The organism is Lentzea alba, assembly GCF_047445655.1.
In the GTDB taxonomy this organism is placed as follows: domain Bacteria; phylum Actinomycetota; class Actinomycetes; order Mycobacteriales; family Pseudonocardiaceae; genus Lentzea; species Lentzea alba_A.
This window is the reverse complement of the sequence record NZ_JAJAEG010000016.1, coordinates 19,197-39,971: the sequence shown is the minus strand read 5'-3', so window position 1 is coordinate 39,971 and position 20,775 is coordinate 19,197. Positions and strand designations below refer to the sequence as shown.

At 67.3% G+C, this 20,775-nt stretch carries 15 protein-coding genes; 6 read left to right on the top strand and 9 right to left on the bottom strand.

Going from position 1 to position 20,775, the window contains the following annotated elements:
• The first annotated feature begins 38 nt into the window (after positions 1–38).
• The gene (locus tag LFM09_RS26005) at positions 39–962 is read left to right on the top strand and encodes a TIR domain-containing protein (protein WP_414099155.1); all 924 of its coding nucleotides are present in this window, start codon (positions 39–41) and stop codon (positions 960–962) included.
• Between the two features lie 50 nt (positions 963–1,012).
• Entirely contained in the window at positions 1,013–1,774 is a 762-nt protein-coding gene (locus tag LFM09_RS26000) for a methyltransferase domain-containing protein (RefSeq protein WP_414099154.1), read from the top strand.
• On the opposite strand, the gene LFM09_RS25995 is transcribed toward LFM09_RS26000, so the two are convergent.
• Positions 1,743–3,404, bottom strand: a complete 1,662-nt coding sequence (locus LFM09_RS25995; protein WP_414099153.1) for a DEAD/DEAH box helicase — start codon at positions 3,402–3,404, stop codon at positions 1,743–1,745. The two genes, LFM09_RS26000 and LFM09_RS25995, sit on opposite strands and share 32 nt — an antisense overlap.
• Positions 3,405–3,452: 48 nt before the next feature.
• Positions 3,453–6,560: a phosphodiester glycosidase family protein gene (locus LFM09_RS25990; protein WP_414099152.1), complete on the bottom strand. Its 3,108-nt coding sequence runs from the start codon at positions 6,558–6,560 to the stop codon at positions 3,453–3,455.
• Between the two features lie 23 nt (positions 6,561–6,583).
• Between LFM09_RS25990 and LFM09_RS25985 the strand changes: the two genes are divergently transcribed.
• Complete coding sequence (locus LFM09_RS25985) at positions 6,584–7,429, top strand: hypothetical protein (protein WP_414099151.1); 846 nt, start codon at positions 6,584–6,586, stop codon at positions 7,427–7,429.
• A gap of 55 nt (positions 7,430–7,484) precedes the next feature.
• Entirely contained in the window at positions 7,485–10,895 is a 3,411-nt protein-coding gene (locus LFM09_RS25980; protein WP_414099149.1) for a DUF4062 domain-containing protein, read from the top strand.
• 49 nt (positions 10,896–10,944) lie between these two features.
• Here LFM09_RS25980 and LFM09_RS25975 read toward each other — a convergent pair whose 3' ends face one another.
• Together LFM09_RS25975 and LFM09_RS25970 are read right to left on the bottom strand one after the other, a co-directional pair.
• Positions 10,945–11,187, bottom strand: coding sequence for a hypothetical protein (locus LFM09_RS25975; RefSeq protein WP_414099148.1), 243 nt, complete (start codon positions 11,185–11,187; stop codon positions 10,945–10,947).
• Positions 11,169–11,366, bottom strand: coding sequence for a zinc finger protein (locus LFM09_RS25970; RefSeq protein ID WP_414099147.1), 198 nt, complete (start codon positions 11,364–11,366; stop codon positions 11,169–11,171). Before LFM09_RS25970 ends, LFM09_RS25975 begins: the two co-directional genes overlap by 19 nt.
• Positions 11,367–11,484: 118 nt before the next feature.
• On the opposite strand from LFM09_RS25970, the gene LFM09_RS25965 reads away from it, so the two are divergent.
• Positions 11,485–12,318, top strand: a complete 834-nt coding sequence (locus LFM09_RS25965; protein ID WP_414099146.1) for a helix-turn-helix domain-containing protein — start codon at positions 11,485–11,487, stop codon at positions 12,316–12,318.
• Between the two features lie 10 nt (positions 12,319–12,328).
• Entirely contained in the window at positions 12,329–12,490 is a 162-nt protein-coding gene (locus tag LFM09_RS25960) for a DUF397 domain-containing protein (protein WP_414099145.1), read from the top strand.
• Here LFM09_RS25960 and LFM09_RS25955 read toward each other — a convergent pair.
• The 5 genes from LFM09_RS25955 to LFM09_RS25935 all read right to left on the bottom strand — a co-directional run bounded on the left by LFM09_RS25955 (position 12,474) and on the right by LFM09_RS25935 (position 19,564).
• Positions 12,474–15,965, bottom strand: coding sequence for an esterase/lipase family protein (locus tag LFM09_RS25955; RefSeq protein WP_414099144.1), 3,492 nt, complete (start codon positions 15,963–15,965; stop codon positions 12,474–12,476). The genes LFM09_RS25960 and LFM09_RS25955 overlap by 17 nt on opposite strands.
• A 302-nt stretch (positions 15,966–16,267) precedes the next feature.
• Positions 16,268–16,960, bottom strand: coding sequence for a hypothetical protein (locus LFM09_RS25950; protein ID WP_414099143.1), 693 nt, complete (start codon positions 16,958–16,960; stop codon positions 16,268–16,270).
• Between the two features lie 233 nt (positions 16,961–17,193).
• A complete protein-coding gene (locus LFM09_RS25945) occupies positions 17,194–18,096 on the bottom strand; it encodes an AAA family ATPase (protein WP_414099142.1) in 903 nt (300 codons plus the stop codon).
• A 13-nt stretch (positions 18,097–18,109) separates the two neighbouring features.
• On the bottom strand, positions 18,110–19,357 hold the full coding sequence (locus LFM09_RS25940; protein ID WP_414099141.1) for a toll/interleukin-1 receptor domain-containing protein: 1,248 nt from the start codon (positions 19,355–19,357) through the stop codon (positions 18,110–18,112).
• A gap of 54 nt (positions 19,358–19,411) precedes the next feature.
• Complete coding sequence (locus LFM09_RS25935) at positions 19,412–19,564, bottom strand: helix-turn-helix domain-containing protein (RefSeq protein ID WP_414099340.1); 153 nt, start codon at positions 19,562–19,564, stop codon at positions 19,412–19,414.
• Positions 19,565–20,775 lie beyond the last annotated feature (1,211 nt).

Here is a 20,775-nt window from a genome sequence, read left to right as displayed (position 1 = left end):
GCGAAACGGTGGTGGGTGACTCCGCGATTCAACGGTCAGTGCTCACCGATGATCGGACACCGTTGACGCTGGTCTTCATCAGCTACAGCCGCGAGGAGCGGCCTTACGTACGCCGGCTCGCCGCCCACCTGCGTGAGGTCGCCGGGGTCGACGTCTGGTTCGACTACGAGCTGGACACCGGAGACCGGTGGGACCGGGTCGTGTGCCGCAAGATCGACGAGTGCGCCGCGCTGATCCTGGTGATGACCCCGGAGGCGGAGAGCTCGCACTGGGTGGGCGAGGAGCTGGCTCGGGCGCGGAGCCGGGGCAAGCGCGTGCTGCCGTTGCTGCTGAAGGGCTCCCCGATCTTCGGGTTCCAGAACGTGCAGTACGAGGACGTGCGTGGCGGCGCCATGCCAGGAGACCGGTTCGTCGCGGACCTGCGGGAGAAGGCCGGGCTACGACCTCGGCCACCGGCAGCGCCAGTCGCGACGAAGCGGCAGCCCGTGCGGGAGGTCATCGCGATCGTGGTCGTCGTGATGGTCTTCGGCGTGCTCGGCGTGGTGTGGTGGCCGAAGCTCGTTGGTGGTGGGGGTTCCGCCGATCAGCAGACGACCGTGGCTTCGACAACCGGCTCGACGACCTCACCGCCGCGCACCACATCGTCCACATCGGTAGCGCCGGTCCGCGGCGATGTGCGCTGCTACAACAACAGCACCATCGCCGGCCTGGCAACCGTCGTGTGCGACGACGCGGACGCGCTCGGCTGGAACGTGGTCGAGACCGGCAACTTCAGCCAGGGGAAGATCCCCACGAGCGCCGTTTACTACCGCGGCGGTACGAACGAGGAAGCCGAAGCTCGCGAGCTCGGCGACCTGCTCCGCTTGCAGGTCGCGCCAAGGTTCGACGCCATCACCGGTGCGGCGCCCGGTCTGATCGTGATCGTGACGAACGACTACCAGGGTCCGAAGCCGGCTGGGTGACACCGTTTTTCGGTGGCCGCTTCTGCCCACCTGTGGTGGCATGTCGGGCCATGGGGATCTTCGAAGACCTGGTGGCCGAGGGCGACGCGGTACCGCTGGAGGGCTGGGACTTCTCGTGGTTCGAGGGCCGTGCCACCGAGGAACGCCCGCCGTGGGGCTACGCCTCGTTGATCGCGGCTCGGCTCGCGGCGGTGGAGTCCGCGTTGGACTTGCAGACAGGTGGCGGCGAGGTGACGGCGTCCGCACCCGTCTTGCCGGCGCTGATGGCGGCCACCGAGTCGTGGCCGCCGAACGCCCGCGTCGCCGCCCGGAACCTGCCGTTGGTCGTGCGGGCACCGGATGCCGGGCCGCTGCCGTTCCGGTCCTCGGTGTTCGACCTGGTGATCAGCCGGCATCCGGTGGCCACGCCGTGGGCGGAGATCGCGCGGGTGCTCAAGCCGGGCGGGACCTACTTCTCACAGCAGATCGGCGAGCGGACGAACCGCGAGCTCACGGAGTTCATGATGGGGCCGCAACCGGTGGGCAACGGTCATGTTCTCGAGCGGGCCCGCGCGGAGGCCGAGGCCGCCGGGTTCGAGGTGCTGCAGCTGGAACCGGTGGCGCTGAAGGTGCAGTTCTTCGACGTCGGCGCGGTGGTCCACTTCTTGCGCAAAGTGCTGTGGACCGTGCCGGGATTCACGGTCGAGGGCTACCGCGACCGGCTCCTGGACATGCACGAGCACATCCAGGAGCACGGCCGGTTCGAGAGCACCTCTCAGCGGTTCCTGATCGAGGCCACGCTCAGCGGGGCTGGCGCTCGCGGCGGATCGTGACGCGCTTGCCCTTGATGGTGGCGTCGCGCAGCTGCTCGATCACGGCGTTCGCGCTCGGGCCGGGCACCTCGACCAGCGAGAAGCGGTCCGCGATCTCGATCGCGCCGATGTCGCGGCCCTTCAGGTTCGTCTCGCCGGTGATGGCGCCGACGATGTCCTGCGGGCGGATGCCGGACGAGCGGCCGGCGCCCAGGAACAGCCTGGTCATGCCCTCGGACGGGCCGCGGCGCTCGCGGCGGGGGCCGGGCGGGCCGTCGCGGCGCGGGCCGCGGTCCTCGCGCGGGCGGACCTCGGGGATCTCTTCCTCGTCGGCTGCCGCGCCGGAGGCCTCGTGGGCGAGCTTCACGGCGGCCAGGGCGATGTCCATGACGTCGAACTCGTCGGCGAGGGTTTCGACGACCACGCGGAAGCGCGAGAGGTCGTCTTCCATCAGCGATTCCTGCAGCGAGGAGCGGGTCAGCTCCAGCTGGCGGGCGCGCAGGTCGGCGACGGTGGGGACCTTCTCCATCGGGATCTTGGTCTTGGTGACGCGCTCGATGGTCTTGAGCATCGAGTTCTCGCGCGGCTCCACCAACGTGATGGCGACGCCCTCGCGGCCCGCGCGGCCGACTCGGCCGATGCGGTGCGTGTACGCCTCGGGGGCGGACGGCACGTTGTAGTTCACGACGTGCGTCAGCTGCTCGATGTCGAGGCCGCGGGCGGCCACGTCGGTCGCGACCAGCAGGTCGGCCGTGCCGGAGCGGAGGCGGGCCATCACGCGGTCGCGCTGCTCCTGGCTGATGCCGCCGTGCAATGACTCTGCGCGGTAGCCGCGGCCGTTCAACGTCTCGGTGAGCTGGTCGACCTCGTCGCGGGTGCGGCAGAAGACGACGGCCGCCGTGGGCGACTCGACGTCCAGCACGCGGCCCAGGGCGGCGGGCTTGTGCTCGCGGCGCACCAGGTACGCGGTCTGCCGGACGCGCGGGGCCTCGCCCGGCTCGGTCTTCTCGCGCTCGATCTGGATCAGCACCGGCTCGCGCAGGTGGCTCTTGGCCATGCGGTCGATGCGCGGCGGCATCGTGGCCGAGAACAGCACGGTCTGCCGTTCGGCCGGGGTCTCGCTCAGGATCGCGTCGATGTCCTCCGCGAAGCCCATGTCGAGCATCTCGTCGGCCTCGTCGAGCACGACGACCTGCAGGTCGCCGAGCTGCAGGGTGCCGCGCTGCAAGTGGTCGATCGCGCGGCCCGGGGTCGCGACCACCACGTCGACGCCGCGGGACAGCTCGCGGAGCTGGCGGCCGATGGGCTGGCCGCCGTAGATCGGCAGGACGCGCGCGCCCATGTGGCGGCCGTAGCGGTGCACCGCCTCGCACACCTGCACGGCCAGCTCACGGGTGGGGGCGAGGACGAGGGCGAGTGGCTTCTCGCCCTTGCCGATCCGGTCGGCGATGCGTTCGAGCAGGGGCAACGCGAACGCCGCCGTCTTGCCCGTGCCCGTGGCGGCCTGCCCGAGCAGGTCGTTGCCCGCGAGCAGCGGCGGGATCGCTTCACTCTGGATCGGCGTCGGCTCCTCGTAGCCCAGGGTCGTGAGAGCGTTGAGGATGTCGGGCCTGAGCCCCAGGTCGGCGAAACCGTTGTCGGCGGTGGTCATGACGAGTATCTTCCCCCACCGCCCGACATCGCACTCACTCAGACCAGGTCAGGCCACCTCCGGCAGGCTGATTCGCACGTCCGCGCTGTTCGTCACGCCGTTGACCGTCGCCGAGATCTTGACCTGACCAGGCCTGATGCCGGTGAGGACACCCGTGCCGGGGTCGAGCCACGCGACGTGCCACGGCCTGATGCCGGTCCGCTCGCCCACGTGCAAACCGGGTGACCCATCCCACTCCACGTGCATCGGGTACTTCACCGGCAACGTCCGGGACCCCTGTTTCAACGTCGCCGCAACCATTTCCGGCTTGCCGAACCTGACGTCCTCGGGCACCTGCACGTGCAGTGCGTCCACATGCGGCCGGATCTCCGCCTTGAGGTTGTTCTTGGACACACCGACGAGCGTCCAGCCGGTGAAACCTCCCGTCTCAGCAGGTGCCTTGCCGGAGTTGCCGTTGATCACGTGCGGCACACCATCCACAGTGGACGCGAAGAAGCCGCCGACGTGGCCGCCGACGAACGTCGTCGGCTTGTCGCGTTCGGACAACAGCTTCTCGAAGTACGCCGCCTCCGCGCGGTCGGAGAGCTGGCTCGTGCGCGCGGGAGTGGGGTCGTTCGGCGGGTGGTGCATCATCACGACGGCCTGGCCCTCGGCGGTCTGCAGGGCCGTGCGGAGCATCTCCATCTGGTCGAAGCCGCCGCCTCGCAACGTTCCCGTCGACGAGTCGAGCAGCACGAACCTGGTGCCCTTGTGGTCGAACGTGCGGTTGGTGGCGCCGAACTCGCGGCGGAAGTTGTCGATCGTGCCCGGACCCATGATCTCGTGGTTGCCCGGCACGTAGTACCAGGGGAAGTCGCCGAGCTCCTCGGTCAGGATCCTGCGCGCCAGCCTGAGGTCTTCCGGCGCCGCCTCGTCCACCAGGTCGCCGTTGATCACAACGAACTCGGCGCCGGACTTCTTGATCTCTCTCAGGGTCCGGCGAGCGGATCTGACCAGATCGCTGTCGGGGTTGCGGGCCACGAACTGGGCGTCGGACATGACCGCGAACTTCCAGCCCTCCGCTGCGCCGATCACTTTCTCGCGCAGGTCAGGGGTGGGTGGCAGGGTCATCTCGGGAGGGACGCGTGCGGTGATGTCGTCGACGATCACCTCACCCTGGTAGGAGCGGTCGGCCTTGGTTTCGATCGTGTAGAACCTGGTGACCTGGATGGGGAACTTCAGCTCGGCCGGAAGCGCGACCTCGAGCTGTTTCCAGCCGTTCCAGGTGATGTGCGGACCGTAGAGCGATCTCGACTGGCCGGTCGCGTCGGTCACGGTGAACGCCGTCCACTCACCCTTGCCGCTGCCGTGCACCCAGGCGGCGAGCGACAGGGGTTGCCCGTCGACCTGGAGCGGCTTCGGCGGGATGGCGTAGGCGGTGCGGGTGCCGGTCGACTGGGTGAAGTCGTAGCTCAGCTTCAGGCCGGTGCCGGTGCGGCCCGTTTCCGGTGCCACCGAGCCGGTCGCGCGTGCCGAGCCAAATGTCCACTGTGGAGCGTCGTCGAAGCCGGCGACCAGCTCGTCGTTGACGCCGACGGTGATCGCGACCTGGGTCTCCTTGCCTTGAGCTCTGGACTTCAGCGTGGTGGCGCCGGTCTTGCGCGCGATGATCTGCAGGTCCGGGGTGACCTCGATGATCGACCGGTCGTAGCTGAGGTCGAGGTCGGCACGTTCGATCTTGGCGCTGAATCCGCGTGCGTCGAAGCCGTTGATCTCCAACGGTTTCCGCTCGTTCGGGTTCAGGCTGATCCTGGGGGTTGCCGGTGCGAGTCGTGCGAGTTTGCCCAGCACTTGGAGGTCGGCGGTCTTGGAGACCGAGCCTCGGAACGCCGTGAAGGTGGCGTTTCCGGTGTGCGGTGCGGCGTGGAAGGTGTCGCCGATCGCCCAGCCACCGGTCGCGCGGGCGAGGTGTGCGTCGCTGGCCGGGCCGTACGTCTCGTCGTGGCCCTCGACGGTCATCCGGCGGGTCAAGCCGGGGAAGACGCGCTTGTCTTTCGTGCTGACGTTGAACCCGGTCAGGCGGCCGGTGCCGGTGGGCGCGTAGAGCGCGAGGCCGTTGGGGATGGGGCGTTCGCCGCCGTCGGAGGGGGTGTTGACGACCTTGAGCTCGGTGGTGCCGGGTTCACGGGCGAGCATCGTCGACGAGCCGCCGCCGTCGAGGTTGAGGGCGTTGTGCGCGCCGAGCTCGATCATGGCGTCGGCGAGGTCTTCGAGGTTCAGGCCGAGCAGGAACGGGCCCTGCCGTCCGTCGACGGTCAGCATCACCATCTTCTTGCCGTCCGCGGAGAAACCCACCGCCGTGCGCGGGTGCAGCGGGTCGGCGGGGGCGACGTTCTTGCCGTCCTTGACGAGCAGTTGCCGGCCGCCGATGGCCGTTTTCGGCTGGCTGCCGTTGCTGGTGCGGCTCTGGTAGCTGACTTGGACTTTGTCGCCGGGCTTGAGCTGCTTGAGCACATCGGCGCCTTTGTCGCGGCCGACGAGCGCGTAACCCATGACGGGGGTAGCGCTGGGGTCACCGACGGTCTGGACGATGTCGTCTTGCAGGATCACTTCGGCCGTGTTGGTCGCACCTTGGGTAGCGCGCGCTCGGCTGTAGGTGCCCCACAAAGGGTTGAAGACGCCGATGCCGTCCACGTCGATACGTGCGCTGTTGAGCTGTGTCAGCTTGTGCGTGCCGTTGAGCGTGCCTTCGAAGAAGGTCTCCATCACGCTGCCGACGCCTGCCGCGTCGATCCCGACCGCGCGTCCTCTGCCGGACTTGACGAGCTGACCGTCTTTGACGCCGACACCTTCCGGCGCGTTGCTGTTGTTGATGTCGAAGAAGTCCCCGTTGATCGCGGCGACCGCTCTGTTCGTCTGCTGCGAGAGGGGAGCGGCCTGGCTGACGGTGCCGGGATCGACGTACCCGACCTGGGACCTGGTGAGGTCGATCGCGAGGGCGTCGCCGCGGATCCAGCCGTCGGGCGCGTACCAGTCGAAGGAGCTGTGGGTGACGCCGGGAGCGACCGGTCTCTCGGTCCGTTCGGTCTCGATGCGTCTCGTGATGTCGGCGTGAGCAGGGAAAACGGGCGCAATGAGGGCAGCGGTGATGATCACCGCAAGTGCACGTCTCGTCACGCCGCGGAACTTAGACTGGCCCGGTGAAGAATCGCCTAACGGTCTGCGCCTCGCACCTGATCACCCTGCCAAGCGCTCCCCACGGCCCGGTGCGCTCGGCGATCGCCACGGCCCGCTCGGCTGTCTTGGAGTTCGATCCGGAACTGGTGGTCTTCTTCGGAACCGACCACCGCCGCGCGTTCCGCACCGTGGTCCCCACCTTCGCCGTGGTGCTCTCGGCCGAGGCCCAGGGCGACGTCGCAGGCCCGGTCGGAACCTACGACGTGCCCTCGGACCTGGGCCGTTCGCTGGTGGCAGATCTGGTGGCGCACGACTTCGACATCGCCACGGCGTACGAGGCCGCGCTGGATCACGCCTTCGGCCACACGGCCCGCGACCTGCTGGGTTCGATCTCGGCGAAGCCCGTGCTGCCGATCTTCATCAACTGCGCCTCGCCACCGCACGCGTCCTTCCGCCGCGCGGCTTCGCTGGGACGCCGCGTCGGGGAGTTCTTCTCGGATCGGCGCGTTCTGTACATCGGATCCGGCGGTCTGGCGCATGACCTGCCGGGCTTCCGCGAACCCGAGACGGGCGTGGTGCTCACGGAGGAGGAGCGCCAGGCGTGGATCAAGTCGGTCAACGAGAAGGCTCGCGCTGAGGGCACGATCCGCGAGCTGGTGCGCACGTGGGACGAGTCCTTCCTGGCCGGTGTCGGCGGAACGTCGTGGGATTGGCTCGACTCGATCGGCGCTGACCTGGTCGAGCGCGGCGGGAACGGGGCGGCGGAGTGCCTCACCTGGACGGCGGCGTGGGCCGCCGGTGGGCAGGCCCTGACGACCTTGGCGCACGAGTTCGACACTTCCGGCCGCGCGGTCGTGATGTCCGAGTAACGGCTCCCCGGAGCGGCGCGACTTCCCATCGCACTACCGGGAACGGAGAGCCGCCGTGACACCGACCGACAGCCACGCGCCGTGGCGGAGGATGCCGCTCTTCGTCGCCTCGACGTTCCGCGACATGGACCGCGAACGCGACCTGCTCGCCCGCGTCGTGATCCCCAGCGTGAACGAACGCCTGCGTGAACGCGGGCACGGCGTGTCCATCTACCCGGTCGACCTGCGTTGGGGTGTCAAGACCGACGACCGCTTCGACGCCGAGACGCGGCAGCGGGTGATCCTGCAGGTGTGCGCCGGTGAGGTGCGCCGGTGCCGCCCGCTCTTCCTCGGCCTGCTCGGCGGCGAGTACGGCTGGGTGCCGCCGCCCCACCTCGGCGAGGAGGCCCGCACCGCCGCCGGAGTGGCCGATCCGGGCTTTCCCCTGTCCGTCACCGCGCTGGAGATCTTGGCCGCAGTCCGCGAAAGCGTGACCGACGGCGCCGCGCCGGTGCTGCTCGCGCGTACCGGTGCCGAGGAAGTCCCGGCGCAGAAGCGGTTCCGGCACCACCTGAGGGATCTGCCGATTGCGTACGAGCCCGAGGCGTTCACCGCGACGGCGACCGCGGAACTGGTGCGGTTGCTGGACTTCGTGCTCGCGCCACCGGTGCCGGGCGACTGGTTGACCGACGAGCTGCGGGCGCACCGGTGGGCGGCGGAGCAGGAAGCAGAGCACTTCGTCGGCCGTGCGGACGAGCTCAGCCACATCAACGAGTACTGGGACTACCGGACCCACCTGTCCGACATGTCGAGCGGGGACGACCCCGATCACCCGGTGTTCCGGCGGCGCAAGCAGTTCGCGCCGACGGCATTGGCGCTGGTCGGGCCGTCCGGCTCCGGCAAGTCCGCGCTCATGGCGATGGCCGCGACCAGGATGAAGTTCCACGGCCTCGCCGGGTACGAGATAACCGAGAAAGCCTACGTCCGTGTCGGGGCGACCCCGGCGAGCGAGAGCATCGCGGTGTGCGTCCTGCTGTTGCTGGCCCAGCTGGAGGCGGAGCGCGCACAGGAGATCGCCCGCCGGCACGGCCCCGCCGAGCTGCGGCTAGACGACGTGCTCGAACCGTGGCTGGAGACGTTGCGTGGATCGATGCGGCTCCACGGACCGCTGGTCGTCGTCGACGGCCTCGACAGGTTCGGCGGTGAGCTGACCGAGTCTCACGCGCTGGCATGGCTGCCGATCGACCTGGGCGATCGCGTCCGGCTGCTGGTCTCCGCCGCAGAGGGCTCGTTCGAGGCGGACTTGCTCAGGGTGAGGCCGGCCACCCAGGTGATGGACATCGGCGAACTCCGCGTGCGGGACGCGGTGGTCTTGGTGGCGAAACGCCTGACAGGGCACCACAAAGCAGTACCGGCCGCACTGGTGCAACGGCTCGTCAGCCGCTCGACGTTCGCACGCTGGCTCGTTGTCGCGAGCGAGCTGCTAGCGACGTTGATGGCGCACGACTACATGGTGCTGCGCAACGCCGACCTAGGCGGCACCGATCCCGAGGTCGCGCTTCGGCAGCTGCTCGAAGAGACCGTCGAGGATCTGCCGCCGGACGTGGGCGACCTGCAGCTGACGGCGATGTATCGACTGCTCGACCTCGTCGACGTCAGGTTGGGCCTGCTGCTCTGCGTGGTTGGCGTGTCGGTGTACGGGGTGACAGAAGATGATCTGCACGCCGTGGTCGAGGGAAGCGGGATGCCCTCGATGAGTTCCGCGGACATGGCGTTGTTCCGCGATGTCCTGTCGGCGTTCATCAGGATTCAGGACAGCCGCTGGACGTTCGCCCACGACACCGTGGAGGTCGGCGTCGACCGCTTGGTCGCCGAGGCGTCCGAAGCAGTGGAGACGGACGTGGAACTCGGCTACCGCAACCTGTTCATCCGCGCGCTGCTGATGCGCCCGGTCACAGATGTCTCGCGCTCGCGCGAACTCCTGCCGCAGCTGCTCATGGCCGGTGCTTTGCCGACTCTGGCCGCGTTCCTCGCCGATGAGGAACGAGCGACAGATGACAGCGTGCGCATCTTCTGCGTGTTCCTGATGGGATTTGTCCGCGGTGGCGGACCACTTGAGATGGTCTCGCCGCTGGTCGGGGCGGGCGCCAACGACCGCGAGCGGTTGACCTCTGTGGCGGTGCTGGCACCGAACCTGATCCCGATGTCCAGCCGTGACATCGGGATGAGGATCGCCGACGCCTGTCGCATCGCGATCGCTTCCGCGTCCTCCACCGCGACCAGCCGGTTCGGACACACCGCCGAGGATCTCGCCGCACTGATCGATGCGCTGACCCTCGATCCGTTCTCGGCCGACGTGGGCGAGAACGTGGAGGGTGCTTGGTTGGACGAGGCGATGCGAAGTGGAGTGGGTTCAGTCGCCGACTTGCCCGCTGTGCCCGCAGACGCGACCGATCTGGTGACGAGGATGCGCGCGATCACCGGTACGGCCGTGCTCACCGAGTACGCGGTCGCCGTGTGCCTGGAAGCGGTGAACCCGGCACCCGGCGACGCAACCGAAGCCGCGTCGCGACTGGAGTATTGGCGGCGTCTGCTGGAGTGGGTGCCGTGGCCGGACAAGTCGACCGGCAAGTTCCTCGAGCTCCAGCTGAAACTCACCGAACGGGCATTGCTGCTGGCATGGCCGGACCACGGCTTCACGGCGGACGAATCCGACTTCGCCCAGGTGCTCGCACTCATCGACAAGCATCGAGGCAGTCCGGATGTGGTGGGCCTGCTCGGGGTGGCCGCACGCCTGCATGCGCTCGCGTGTCTCGAGAGCATGCCCGACGACTTTTCATCGCCGTTGCTGCAGGATGCGTTGAAGTACCTGGACGAAGCGATCTGGGAGTTGGACGTACAGCGGTTCCTGACTCCTCATGCGATCCTCGTCGAGCTCCGCATGATCCAGTGCCGGGTGCTGCACATGAGGGTGCTGGAGATGTGCGGTCAGCTGGGGTCGGCCCGCTCGGCAGGGCTCCCCGCGCTCACGGCCAGGCACGCGGTCGACCTGATGGGCTGGCCCGCCTACGTCCTGGGGGCGATGGATTGGCTGAAGTGGTGCCACGACGCCTTTGTCGACAACGATCCGCGGCCGGTGATCGAGCGGTTCGCGGCTGAGATCGATCAGCGACCCGGAACTCTCGACACCGACACGACGCAGCTGGCTGAGCTCATGATGTTGATGATGACGATGCGTGCCGCGGGACGCTTCGGCCACTTCGAGTTCGCCGAGCAGATGATCGTGCGCCTCGGCGAGCGGCTCCGCGAGGGCTTGGTCGTGGAACCGGAGGACGTGCGGTTCGTCGATGTCGTCCTCGGGTTCGCGGACGAAGCGGAGGCGGAGATCGAGGAGTACCTGCGCGAAGACCCGGACGACGAAGAAGCCCTGAAGGCGGCGGCCGCGATGCGCCGCCTGCGAGAACTGGCGGAACGGCGGTTGCCATAGCACGCCTTCAGGTGCTGGGCGGTCAGAGATTCGTTGAGGCGTAAGTGAGTCAAGTCGGCTCCACGGTGCGCAGTGCGTCGGCCTCGGCCAGGTACAGCCGGCCGAGGTCGATCAGAAGCGTGCCGAGTTCCTGATAGTGCTCCGCGCGCGCGACGTCGGGAATCAGGCCGCACGTGCGCAACATATTTTGTGCAAGCATCTCCCCGAACTGTGGATAAGTCTTCACCACCTCACGCGAGAGGCGCTGAAGAGATATCCGGAGCAGGTCCTCGGTCAGGATTTCCGCGGCCATGGCAGGATCCCCTCGTTCTCTCGCCAGACGCCGTCGCAGTCCCAGCAGGTCGGCCACACGTTCTTGTCTCGCCACAGGCTTTGCCCTTGTGGTGCAACGGGGTCGCCGCACAGTGTCTCGACGAGCTGCCCCCTGGCCGGCTCGTCGGTGACGGCGTGACGTCGCCCCCGGTGGGGCATCCAACGAAATCTCACTGAATTATTCTCCGACTTGGAGGGCCTCCAAGCTAACGCCCTTTTGGGTTATGTTGCGACCAAACGTTCTAGAACCGTTGAGAATGGGTCTACCTTCCCTGGCATGCCGAAAAGATTCTCCACTGCAAGGGGGCGGGAGTTCGGTGATGGACTGCGTTCCGCCATCGCGAACACCGGCTTGACCTCACGCGCTGTCGCCGAGCTCGTGGGCTGGCAGGAGGCCAAGGTGTCGGACCTCGTGAACGGCAAGGGAGGGGCGACCGAGCTGGAAGTCGCGCTGCTGCTGGGTGTGTGCCGGACACCGCCGCAGGAACGCGACCACCTGCTGTCGCTCTTCAACGAGATGAACCTCAAGGGCTGGTGGCAGGAGCACGGGGCCTGCACGCCGATCCGGCCGCGCACGTTGATCGAGCACGAGCGCGCGGCGAAGAAGCTGATCAGCTGGCAGGTTTCGCTGGTGCAGGCCCTGATCCAGCTGCCGGAGTACGCGCGGGCTGTCATCGCGTCGTGCGTGAACGTGCCAGAGGACGAGGTCGAGGAGCGCGTGCGGGCGCGCATCGAGCGGCAGACAGTGTTACTGCGCAAGGGGTTGAAGTGCGTCTTCTACATCCACGAATCGGCTCTGCTGTCGCCGGTCGGTGGGCGCCAGGCGATGGAGGCGCAGTTGGAGCACCTGCTCAAAATGGCGGCGCGGTCGTACATCGATATCCGGATCGTGCCGATTTCGGTCGGTGCGCACGCAGGGCTCGCGGGGGCGTTCGACATGTTGACGTTCGACAAGTACGAGCCGGTCGTGTTCCTGGACAGCGAGAACTCCAGCCTGATCATCGAGGCGCCGTACGCCGTGAAGTCGTACGAGCGGGTGCTGGAGGCGCTCGATGAGATCGCCTTGGATGCGGAACAATCGAAAGGGCTGATCAAGCGGCTGCTGACTTGAGGAGACACCGATGGCCGAGTGGCGCAAGAGCACCCGGAGTGGGAACGCGGGTAACTGCGTCGAGGTTGCCGCCGGCATCGGTATCCGGGACAGCAAGGCGCCCGTTGCTCACATCGGGGTCGGTGCAAGCGCTTGGGAGGGGTTTCTCGCAGCGGTCAAACGCGGACGTTGAGCAGGCGTGACACAGCCTCCAGCACCTCGTCGTTGCGGTGAAGGTTGTCATGCGCTTCAGCTACACGGTCGTCAGCAGACTCAGCTCGGCCATACGTGTGAGCTGAGAACCACGGCACGTATCCGTCGCCGGATTCCGATGCCTGAACCACCTGAAGCCTGGCGTTGTCGACTTGCGCAGTGATTGGCGTCGACTTGGTCATCCCGACGATCGACGATGTGATCTTCGTGCTGTGCGGCCGGGATTCTTCGGCCTCAAGCAGGTCGTGCAAGAACGCCGTCCCGTCGGCCACGCGGTGACGCGGCAAGTTCGGCAGCTCGACATCGGTCACGGCGGAGAGGTGGCCGCCCACGTCGATGCACGGGTAAATCGGCAGAGACTGATACATGGAGGGAAGGCTGCGCCAGAACGTCGTGGCCGCCGAGTCACGTTTGCGGTTGGCCAACCGCAGCAACGCCTTCATCGAGCCCAGTCGAGGGCATCCGATCATGATGGTGTGCGCGGTGATCTGTGCGCCGCCGCACTTCTCGACGTACCACCTGACCGGTAGTCCGCCAGTGGAAACGCAGACGAACACGACCTTGGCGTCCGCGTCACTCCGGTCACGCCATCGAGCCAGTGCACCGCTGACCTGTTCTCCGAGCCACCGCCCGGTCCAGCGGTGGGAGAGTCTCCAGTCGTACGGCACGGCAAGCAGGTTGCCTTTGCTCTCGTCGTATCCCAGTTGTCCGAGCCTGTCGAGCAGGCTTCCGTATCCGGTTCGAGAGAGCCTGCCCGGTACGACGCCGTCGTCCGGATGTTCGTCGCCGATGTCATCAGGCAACGGCGGAGCTGCGGTCGGTTGGCCGTCCGGACCGTAGAGCAGGTTGCCCCTCACTCCTGGCACGACAACGACCATGTCCTGGGAACGAATCTCGCCACGACCGCTTGGCGGCCGCTTCGGGCGCTGCTGGTCGAGCGCGCGCTTCACCAGTGCGGCCAGCGATGGCGCATTTACTGAGATCACGATCGTGATCGACAGGGTTGTTCCTGACCGCGCGGCACCGTTCAGCAAGTGCCTGAGGAGTTCGTTCGATCGCGTGAGTTCGTCCCCGAAGCTTGGATCGTCGTCGGCGAGTTGACTCCAGACTGCCGCGGCCTCGCGGGCAAAAGCGAGTCCGTCTTCCCCGCCGTCGAGTTCCGCGAGTTCGTGTGCGGCCCGAGCGAGGGACGGGCTCCACCGCTGATCTCGTTCAGCCAGTAGACGGAGTTGTCTCAACCCGTCCTCGCCGACGTCGGCGACATGGCGGGCGAGATTGCGCCGCAGATAGTCGCTGACAGGCCCGCTCGTGCCTGCGAGTTCGATCAGCGCGGTCACGATCTGCCGCAACGTCTGAGGCGAGGTGGCCTGCCGAAGATGGTCGGCGAGGCTGACCTGGGCGATCCGGTACACCCCTCGGCTGCTCGTCACGTAGTGCTCGAAGTCCGTCAAGGCCTCCCGGATGCTGTGACCATCGTAGAGGTCATCGCGCCCCGCACGGATGGCGTTGGCACATGAGATCCACTCGGCCATCGGCATGCCAGGCTCAGCAGCCCACGCCAAGGGCAGAAGGAGATGCCGCGCGGCCGGCATGGTGGCCAGATCCTCGTCGATCACCCGTCGCAGGTTGTCGAGGATCTCGTCCTGCCAGTCGGCCGCATCGGTGCGCACCGGACGCTGAATCAGCTGATCCACCAGCCGGTTGACCAACGGGGGCGGCATCTTCTGCTGTTCCACCAGGAAAGTTGCGATCGTGCGCGCGAACATCCCTGGGTGTGTGCCAGCGAGCTGGCGCATCGTGTTGGTCAGGACATCAGTGTCCAGGTCGAGGCCAGGGCCTGGGATAGCCAGTGCCTGCAAGAGAGGCGACGCGTAATTCGTCGACACGAGGAAGATAGTGTTCGCGTACGTGTTCAACAGGTGTGTGATCAACGTCGACACGAAGCCAAGCTGCGTGTTGGGATCGCGCACCACCACGACATCCACATCGTCGAGTGGGAGAGCGTCCAGGTTTCGGCGCATCTCATCGAAGTCCTCGCCCGTCGGAGCAAACGTGAGTTCGAAGAACCTGACGTTGTCGTGGCCGAGCCGGAGTTGGACTTCGTAGAGAATGGCGTCCCTGGTGTGTCGGTTCCAGCCGCTGATCACTCTCAGTCCTGGTCTGCGGGATCGCACCCATCCGAGTACGACTGCCACCTCGGCACGCCAACCCGGCAACCGAGGCGTGGGCTCGTGTTCCAGGACCTTGCCGTGCAAGGGGTTGCGGAACATCGGCCCTTTCAGGCCAGTGAACACATTCGCCACTGCACTGTCGGTTGCCAACTCGCGCACGACATCGCGACCGGACACGTACTCGCCCAGGGAGGACCACCGCAGCCGACCCTCGGGGTGGGACGGTCCGCTCTCGAGCATGTCGATGATCTTCGGCACAAGGGAGTCGTGAGAGCCCGCCCTCGCGACGACCGCCCCGAACGACACGTTCTGCGGGCAATGGCGCAGCAAGCTGTCGGCGATTCGACGCCCGAGTCCGAGCTCATAGTCGCCGGACGCCGCGGTGTCGAGCACCATGAGCTCGAGCACGAACAGGATCTGTGCGGCGCCGGTGGAAACACAGGCGTCGAGGATCAGGTCGAGGCCCACAAGCTCGGCTTCGGTCGGCTCCTCGCTGAGACTCAGCACGAGTTCGTTCAGAGGCTCGGCCTGCCGAACGGGACCTCTCCACACCACGACGATCGAACCACTGTCTACTTTAGACGCTCTCAGCGTCCGCAGCTCCTCGAGCACATCGTTTCTGTCGGGGGCCTGCCGGACGGAAGTGTCGTAGAGATCGCCGAGTGAGCTTGCGAGTTTCAGGAGATCGGCGCGTGACGGTGGGTGCCTCAGCGTGGCCAGGATCTCGGTGGCCTCCATGCCCACGAACCGGTTGACCGGACGTCTCGGCGGGGCGACCTCGTACACCGCACCGCGTGCGGTGGTCACTCGAACCGGTCCTGGCTTGACGGAGACCTGTTTGCTGGCGCCGCGCCGCACATCGACCTGCCTGCCTGAGACGTCCAGCAGCCGTGGGTCGGTGTCGGGCACCATGACTCCCACGGTGTCCGCGGTCGGCTCGAAGTCGCCTACCGTCAGGGTGTTCCCGTTGCGCCGCAGCAGCAGCCGAACAGATGGCAAGTGCTTGACGATGTCCGCGAGATCCCGGCCTGCCACCTCGCCACGCACGAGTCCAAGGGACGGTGTGCGGCCAAGCTGGGCCGGCCGGACGACCTGGGCGAGCTTCCACGCGGTCAGCGATCGGCGGGCATTGGCGGGCAACCTGTGCCAGGCCGCGGTGAACCAGTCGCCGACCCCGCTGCGGTTCTCCTCCACCAGCGCCTTGAGCGCCGGTCGCAGCGCATCGTCGATCTCGTCGTCGCGGCCGGTCACCGCGAGCCACGTCACCTGCTCTTCCAGCGCCAAAGCGGGCGAGAGGTTCTCGTGGACGGCTGCGATCACGTCGCCGATCCGGTGCACCGGATCGGACGGGCCTTTCGTGGCAAGCCACGACGTCAGGCGAGCGCGCAGGTTCGCCAGCTCTTCCTGGACGAACACGATGCCGTGCGGGCCGCGCGACCGTACGAGGTGACTGAACCAGAGGTCGGCTTCGGCTGAGACATCGAAGTGAGGGAACACGTGCAGGCGTACAGCACGGATCAGCTCGGGCTCGATTCGTACGGCGACGCTCAGTGCGGTCGCGAGCTCCTCAGGCGGTTCCAGCACGGTCACCTCCTCACCGACGCCGCCGCTCGCCCCACGGTCGTGCTGCGATCCCACAGCACCAGAGGCAGCGAGGAAGTGAGCCAGGCAGGTCGGCGGGACGGCGGGTACGGCACCAGGCCGACCGGTGAGCAACCTTCGCGCCGCACCTTGTTCAAGAAGCTGAGCCACTCAGCGGGCTTGCCGCGGCGATCATGGAACGCCGGGCCGCCGATCCCGAAATCCGACAGGATCAAGATCCGGCTACCCCGACTCGGTGTGGTGTAGTCGCGCCACGTGCGTCGGCCGCCAGGGCCGGAACCACGGGTGGGTATGTCCGCGAAGTACTCGACAGAGGTGGATTCGAGACCGGCGACCGAGCGGATCTGACCGACCAACTCTCGTTGATCGCGTGCGAAGAGCTGCATGGCTTCGCCCAGATCGACGAGGACCTGGACGCCGAAGCGCAAGGTCTGCCGGGGTTTTCTCGGCAACGAGCGGATCGGCTCGCCGCGTGCCCACAGGCGCGTGATCGCCTCGACGTCGGCTTGGCCGTCCTCTGCGGTGGTGGACAACACCGTGTGCAGAACCGCGGCGGTCGTGCGAGGCGACAGCAAGGGGGTCGGGTGTGGCGTCTGGTCCCCGGCAGGCAGGGGCAGGGACGGCCCCGGAATCCAACTGCTCGCCGCCGCGGGCTTGCTGGTCACCTCCGTCAACATCGGTACTGCCTGACGCGGCGCTTCGACCGGGTCACCCGGCTGTTCTTCTCGTTCCGCTGACCTCGTGGCGCTGCTGGAGGCCGATGTCGACGGTCTCGACGTGCCATCCGGTGTGGAAACGTGCGGTGAGATGTCCCGTGGGGCCACCAGTCCGAGCAGTTCCGCCGCATTGCGCGCGTCCGCACCCGTTGCCATGGCACGCAACAGGTCACCCAGCCACACTTGGGGCGGCATCAGCTGGGCCGCGGTTGCTTGATGAGCGCCATGTCGTGTAGTTCCCGCCAGGCAGGGCTGGTGGTCGAGATGCCGAGCTTCCGGCATGCGGTGAGCGCGTCGAGAAACTCCGCTGTGCTGGGCGGTCGATTCTGTTTGTCTTCGCGTGCCTGCACTACCGCCGTCGCAAGTGCGCGCGCGAGTGTCTCCTCGTCGGCGGTCATGCCGTTCTCGTAGGTGTTGAGGTGCTTGCGTGCGATGTCGACGAGTCCGTCGACGTTGGGGTGCTCCAGCCACACCACGACGCAACGTCGCAGGAAGGCTTGCGGAAGTTCGCGCTCCTCGTTGGTGGTGACCACGATCAGGTGCCTGCTCTCGCCGGGCGTGCTCGGGCTGTCGCCGACCTGAACGACGACACCGGTCTCGGTCACCGTGAAGTGGTTCGAGCCGAACGGCGCCAGCAAACCGTTCGGCAGGTCGGGATCGGCTTTGTCGATCTCGTCGATGAGCACGACGGCGTGCGCCGGTGAACGATCCGCGTTCAACTCGGCGTTCGGTTCGACAGCCGAGGGCAGATCGGTGTCGGCCCCGCGCCGGAACGCCGAGTCGCGATCGAGCGCCCACCAGAGCACACCTGGTTCGACGTATGCGTGGTCGTCACGGCGCTCACGCAGTTGCGCGTCGGCCAGACGACGCACGGTGTCGAAGCTCCACAGGAGGTCCTGTGCTTGCGTCCGTGACGTGACAGTCAGTTCGTAGTACCTGGCTGACTTCAGCCACGCGACATGTGCTGCCAAGGACGACTTTCCGGATCCGGGATGGCCACGCAGCAACAACGGTCTTTCCGTCGCGTACGCGACCTCGACCGCGAGCTTCAGGTTGTCGGGCAGGACATAGGCCCGGCCATCAAGACGATCCGGCATCAGCCGCACTCCCTCAACTCGCGATGTCCTTGATCAGCCTGCGCAGGCGCATCGTCATCTGGTCAGCCAGCAGTTCCGCGCCAGGAGCCAACGCGGGTAGCACGATTCCCTCGGTCAGCTGCCACGCGTCGAGCAGCGACTTGTCCGCGACTGCTTCCTCGGTCAACAGGACCACGTTCAACCACGGGTACCGGTCGAGCACCGTCCGGACCACGGCTGCCACCGGCCCCAGGGGTGAACCGTTCGGATGGATCACCAGGAAGCAGACCTCGTCGTCGACGGGGGACACGCCTTCGATCGGCCACGGCTCCTGGAGATCGAGCAGGGTCCGCACGGCCTGCTCGCAGTCCCGGAGCAGATCGGCCTGCAGATTCTCACCAACTACCACGTCGAGGACCTCGATGTGGTAGTCGAGCGAGCAACAGGCCGCCCGGCGGACGTACTGCTTGGCCGTGTTGGGCTTGTTCGCGTTCAAGGTGGCGCAGACCTGGTTCCCCGTCGGCAGCAAGGCTCGCGCGGACGATCCGTCCACCCAGACGGGCACCACCAGGCTGATCAGCCCTTCGAGCTTGACCGACATGCCCCTGGCGATCGCTTTCATGGCCGCGGGGAGCTTGCTCGTGCACGTCGGTCCGAGCAGCCAGTGCGCGAGGAACTGCTGGCCGGCGAGTACGGAGGTGAACTTCCGGTCCTCGTAGTGCGCGTCCAGCTCGGTGGCGGCTGCTTCCAGCATCTCCTGCTCGGTCACCTCACGCAGGCACGCGAGCACGTCGCTGATCCAGCGCCGCATGTTGCAGACCGGGTTGGTGAACTCGGCGGTGACGTCGGGCAGCCGCTCGGCGATCTTGCTTGCGAACTCTTCTGGCGTGCCTTTGTTGGGCTCGAACTGCAGTTTCTTGAGGTCGCGCAATTCCGGTTCGCCGGTGTCCATCGTCGGTGCCACCATCGCCGGGATGATCATCAGAGGCGTGCCCAGAGCACGCCGCCAGAGCAGCAGGTTGATCTCGCGGCGCACCCAGCTCGAGGCGAGGGCCTTGTCGGTCATGAGCACGATGGCGGCGTCGCAGACGGCGATCCACTCGTAGAGGACGCCGCGCCACTCGTCGCCGCCCTTGAGACCGTCCTCGTCGACCAGTACGTCCCAGCCGCGGTCCTTCAGGGCTGTTTCAAGGTGTTCGCGCAGTTCAGCCGCATTTGAGTCGTCCTTGGTGCTGTGGCTGAGAAATACCTTGGGACGGGTTGCGGTACACAGACGCGACACTCCCTCCTCGCACGACTTGCTAGGTTCTCGATGGAGAGCCGGTATTCGTTACCTTCACACGAGAGCGCTGAGGTTCGTTCGGCGCATGCTGCCCGTCTTGGCCAGCAGGTTGCGGACGTGCGTGTCGACGGTGCGCCGCGACACCGAGAGCTTGAGGGCGATGTCGGCGTTGGTGGCGCCCTGGGCGATCAACAGCAGGACGTCCATCTCCCGGCTCGTCACGCCGAGCGAGCGCAGGTGTGCCGGGACGGCGGCGTCTCCTCGGCCTCGGCGGGGGATTGGGATGCCGGCTTCGCGCATCACCCGTTCGCAGCGGCGGCGCCAGGGGGCGTTGGACGAAGCCACGAAGGTGCTGTGGGCTGTGCGGATGCGGGGCAGGTCGCGGACCAGGACCGCGGCGATGGCGGCCAGCAAGGGGGGTGCGGTCCAGGTCTTCCCAGGCGTGGTTGTCGCCGAAGGACAGCAGGGCCAGGCCTCGGTTGGTCCACGAGCCGATGCCGTTGTCCAGCAGGGTTGCGGCTGGGCGGTGGTCTTTGTGGTCCACTGTGGACAGCAGGGCGTGGATGCCTCGGGTTTCGGGGAACGTGGTCAGTGTGCCGGCGTAGTGCAGGGCGCCTGCTGTGTCGGCGGTGAGCAGGGCTTGCCACAGGTCGGCGGTGGCTGGGGGTGGGAGGTCGATGGGGTCGCCGCACAGCGTTGCCACGGTCCAGAGGTGGTGGTTCGCCATTGTGCGCAGCAGGCCGTGGGCGGTGGCCTGTTGGAGGCGGAAGGGGCTGGCGACGGTCAGGCAGTCGATCACGCCCAGTTCCAGTTCGGCTCGTTCGCGCCAGCCTGGTAGGGAACGTAGGTGTGTCAACGGTTCTACGGCGGTGGAGGGGTCGCCGGTCATGGCTTCGCGGGCGGCCAGCAGCAGTTCGGTGCCGTCCAGGAGAGGGGCCTCGAGGAGGTGCGTCAGAGCCAACGAGTGGTCGCCCAGTTCTACGGCGCTGCGGGCGGCTCGGCAGCGGGCCTCCGGGGGTGGATCGGTCAGGTGGGAGAGGGCTTCCGAGAAGCGGCCCAGTTCTACGAGGGCCGAGGTGAGGGTGTCCACGGCATCGGAGCGGATGTCGTTGGTGGGGGCCAGGTCCACGGCGCGGGAAGCTGCGGCCGCGGCCTTCGAAGGTGACTTCTGGAGCAGGTGGCGGCCCAGCAGCGTCCAGGTTCGGGCGGTGCGGGTGGGGGAGGCGTGGTTCAGGACGGCTTCGCGGATCAGGCCGTGGCGGAAGCGGTTGCCGGTCAGGAGGTTCGCGGCGGTCAGGTCGCGCAGGGCGGCGGCGACGGTGTCCGGGTCGAGGGTGGTCAGGGGATGGACTTCTTGCCACGTCAGGGTGTCGTCCAGGACGGCTGCGGCGTGGGCTACCTCGGCGCAGGCCGGGTTC